Annotated in this window: 2 protein-coding genes and 2 pseudogenes; 1 reads left to right on the forward strand and 3 read right to left on the reverse strand. The window is 70.8% G+C overall.

Annotated elements, in window-relative coordinates:
* Positions 1–359 (reverse strand): annotated as a pseudogene (locus ACYVE7_RS31335) (hypothetical protein); the annotation flags it as partial.
* A gap of 124 nt (positions 360–483) precedes the next feature.
* Between ACYVE7_RS31335 and ACYVE7_RS31340 the strand changes: the two are divergent.
* Positions 484–2,154 (forward strand): PucR family transcriptional regulator ligand-binding domain-containing protein, encoded by a 1,671-nt coding sequence (locus ACYVE7_RS31340; protein ID WP_460369844.1) that lies wholly within the window; start codon positions 484–486, stop codon positions 2,152–2,154.
* A 113-nt stretch (positions 2,155–2,267) separates the two neighbouring features.
* Here ACYVE7_RS31340 and ACYVE7_RS31345 read toward each other — a convergent pair whose 3' ends face one another.
* Together ACYVE7_RS31345 and ACYVE7_RS31350 are read right to left on the reverse strand one after the other, a co-directional pair.
* A complete protein-coding gene (locus ACYVE7_RS31345) occupies positions 2,268–3,140 on the reverse strand; it encodes a polysaccharide deacetylase family protein (RefSeq protein ID WP_460369846.1) in 873 nt (290 codons plus the stop codon).
* Positions 3,141–3,147: 7 nt separating this feature from the next.
* A pseudogene (locus tag ACYVE7_RS31350) lies at positions 3,148–3,410 on the reverse strand (nucleotidyltransferase family protein); the annotation flags it as partial.

The raw sequence follows: 3,410 nt of genomic DNA on the forward strand, positions 1-3,410 counted from the left end.
GGGTCCCACCAGCGCTTCACCCGGACGCGCAGCGTGCCCGCCTCGGCGTAGCCGTCGCCGATCCAGCCGTCGTCGCCCTCGCGGACCCCGGCGAACGGGCCGTTCAGCCGTCCGGTGCCGGGCACCACGATCGCGTTGGCCGGGCGGACCAGCGACTCCGAGCCGACCAGCGCGACGACGCGCGGCTCGTTTCCGCTCTTGAGCTGCAGGTATACCGAGGAGGGGAAGACCGCGATCACCTTGGCGGCCCTGCGGGGTCGCTCGACCGCCTCCCGTACCGCCAGGCTCGCCGCTCCGGGGACCGGCGTGCGGGTCGGTTCCTGGCAGGACTCAGCCATGATCAGCTGGGGAATGGTCACCGGAAGGCCCTCCGTTGGGTTCGCGTTGGCTGGACGTTAACCCTGAACACCAAGATCGCCGTATGGAAGAAGTTGCCAAGAGGACTTGTCTTTCTTCGTCTTTCTTGTGAGGGTTGTTCACGTCATGGATATCCCCGCACGATCTCCGCAGTCCGATCTCTGGGCCCGCCGCTCCGGCGAGACCCACACGGTCCCGCCCCGGCTCCGGCTGGCGAGCACCGGAACCCTCACCTACGGGCTGCCCGTCAGTGAGGTCCTGGGCGTCTCCACCTTGGCCGAGGCCAAGCTGATGGCGGGCGCCGACGGGCTCGGCCGGATCGTGCAGCGCCTCAACGTGATGGAGGTCCCGGACGTCCTGGCCTGGGTGAAACCCAACGAGCTGCTGCTGACGACGGGATATCCGCTGCGCAACCGGCCGGCCGCGCTGGGCCACCTCGTGGCGGGCCTGAACGAGCGGGGCGTCGCCGCGCTCGCCGTGAAGCCGGGGGCATATCTTGACGAACTGCCCGCCGAGATGCTCGCCCAGGCCGACCGGCTCGGCTTCCCGCTGATCCAGCTCCCCGAGCACGTCGGTTTCGACGACATCCTCAACCAGGTGCTCACCGACATCCTCAACCGGCAGGCCGCGATCCTCGCCCGCACCGAGGAGGTCCACCGGGCGCTGGTCCAGATCGTGCTGTGCGGCGGCGGGCTCCAGGAGGTCTGCGATGAGCTGGCCGTCCTGCTGGAAGGCGCGGTGCTCGCACTCGACGACGACGAGCGGCTGCTCGCCGCGTCAGGGCCGCGGGCCGATCTCGACGAGCTCCAGGACTGGCTCGAAGGCCACGCCGGGCACGGGCTGCACGGCGACAGGGTCGTCGTGCCGATCGCGGCGGGCGGGCTCGACCAGGGCGTCATCGCCGCGTACTGCCCCGGCGGCAGCCTGTCGGAGACCGAGGTCGGCATTCTGGAACGTGCCGCGACCGTCGCGGCGCTGGTGCTGACCAAGCAGCAGGCCGTCGCGGCCGTCGAGTCCAAGTACCGTGCCGACTTCCTGCGCGACGTGCTCGCCGGACGCGCGGGCGACGACGACCGGGTCGTCGGCCACTGCGCCGGGTTCGGCTGGGATCTCGACCGTCCCGTGGTCGTGCTGGTCGCCTCCCTCGATCTGGAGCAGGACGACGAGGAGGGCGCGAAGTCCGCGCAGGAGCGGATGGCCGCCGCCTGGACGGGCGCCGTCCGCTGCCGTGACCGCTCCGCCGCCGTCGCCGCGTTCGCGCACGAGGCCGTCGCCGTGCTGGGGGTGCCGCCGGGCGGCGACGTCCAGGAACTGGTGCACGGGATGGTCCGCGAGGTGAAGACCGCCGAGGGGCTCGTGTTCACCACCGGGATCAGCCGTCCCGCGACCAAGCCCGCCGAACTGCCCGACGCCTACGACCAGGCCGGCAAGGCCGTCCGGGTGGGCCGCCAGCTCCACGGCCCCGGCGAGGTCGCGCCGTTCGACTCGCTCGGCGTCTACCGGCTGCTGTCGCTGGTCGAGGACACCGGCGAGCTGCACGCGTTCGTCTCGGAGACCCTCGGCGAGCTGGCCACCGACGCCGATCCCGAATCGGCCGACCTGCGGCGCACCCTGCAGGTGCTGCTGGAGACCAACCTGAACGTCGCCGAGACGGCGCGACGGCTGCATTTCCACTACAACACGCTGCGCTACCGGATCGGCAAGCTGGAACGGCTGCTCGGCCCGTTCACCGAGGACCCGCATCTCCAGCTCAACCTGAATCTGGCGCTGCAGGTCCTGCGGATGCGCGGCATCTGACGAGAAGTGACCGGTGGGGCACCCAGGGAGGTTTCGGGGAGCGAGAGACCTCTGCCCCACCGGCTGAGAACGACCCTAGACGCTACGCACCGTGTCCGTACTGGAATTCTCCGTTACGGCATCGACGCGTTCCCGCCGAGCGCCTCCGGCAGGTACTCCTGGAGCGCCGCGGGCCGGAAACCGGCCTCCCTGATCGAGGCGAGGAGCTTCGCGAACTGGCCGCCGAGACCGGCCCGGTAGTGCATCAGGATGATGTCGCCCGGCCGGTAGCCGGTGCCGCCGTCGCCGCGCACGAAGTCGTCGAGCTTCTTCGTCGGCGAGCAGGAAGTAGTTCCGTTGCAGTACTCCGCCGACCACATGATGACGGCCTTCATCCCGCACTTTCCCACCGCCTTGCGGGTGAGGTCGTTGTAGGCGCCGAACGGCGGCCGGAACAGGGTGGGACGGCGGCCGTAGGACTGCTCGATCGTGTCGGACGCCCCGCAGATCTGCGCCTTCTGCCCCTCGTAGCCGAGCCCCGGCAGGTTCGGATGCCGGACGGTGTGGTTCTCCATCGCCGAACCGGCGTGCTTCAACGCCCAGAAGTACGGGCCGTGCTGCGGCACATAGGTCGTGGTCAGGAAGGTCATGATGGGGACCTTCTCCTCCCGGACGATCCGGACGAACTCCGCGTCGTAGTCGTAGCCGTCGTCGATGGTCAGGAAGACGACCTTGTCCTGGGTCTCGATCCGGGAGATGGCCGGGGGCAGCCCGTCGGCCGGCGCGGCGGGCGGCGTGTAGGAGCCGGGCGCGGGCTTCTCCCACGTCCGGTCGGCGAAGACCGCGGAGGTCTCGCGCATCGTCTTGGCGCCGTCGAGGCCGTCGAGCGCGGTCACCCGCAGGGCGGGCCAGAGCCCGGCGGCCAGGGCGACCGCGGCCGCGAGGACACTGGGAATCAGGGGGAATCCGCCGCGCATGACGTCAATCTCCCACACCGCGGCGATCATCGGCGAATCATCCGCCGGGCGGGCTCCGGAACGCCTCGAGATCGGCGGCCTCGTCCAGGTCGTGGGGTGCGGCGATGTCGTCGCAGGGCACCAGTTCGACCGGTCCGACCCCGGCGGAGTGCAGGAAGCCGCGCGGCGCGGTGTCGTCCTCGGCGAACTCCGCCAGACGTCCGAACAGTTCACGGGAGACCAGCAGCGGTTCGGCGGGGCGGCCGCCGAAGCTCGCGGCCGCGGCGGGCGCGCCCCGGTCGAACGCCGCGATCAGGCGGC

It is taken from the genome of Actinocorallia lasiicapitis (assembly GCF_054778695.1).

Coding starts and splice junctions, on each gene's coding strand:
- ACYVE7_RS31340 (WP_460369844.1), top strand. CDS start 484: ATGGATATCCCCGCACGATCTCCGCAGTCCGATCTCTGGGCCCGCCGC.
- ACYVE7_RS31345 (WP_460369846.1), bottom strand. CDS start 3,140: ATGATCGCCGCGGTGTGGGAGATTGACGTCATGCGCGGCGGATTCCCC.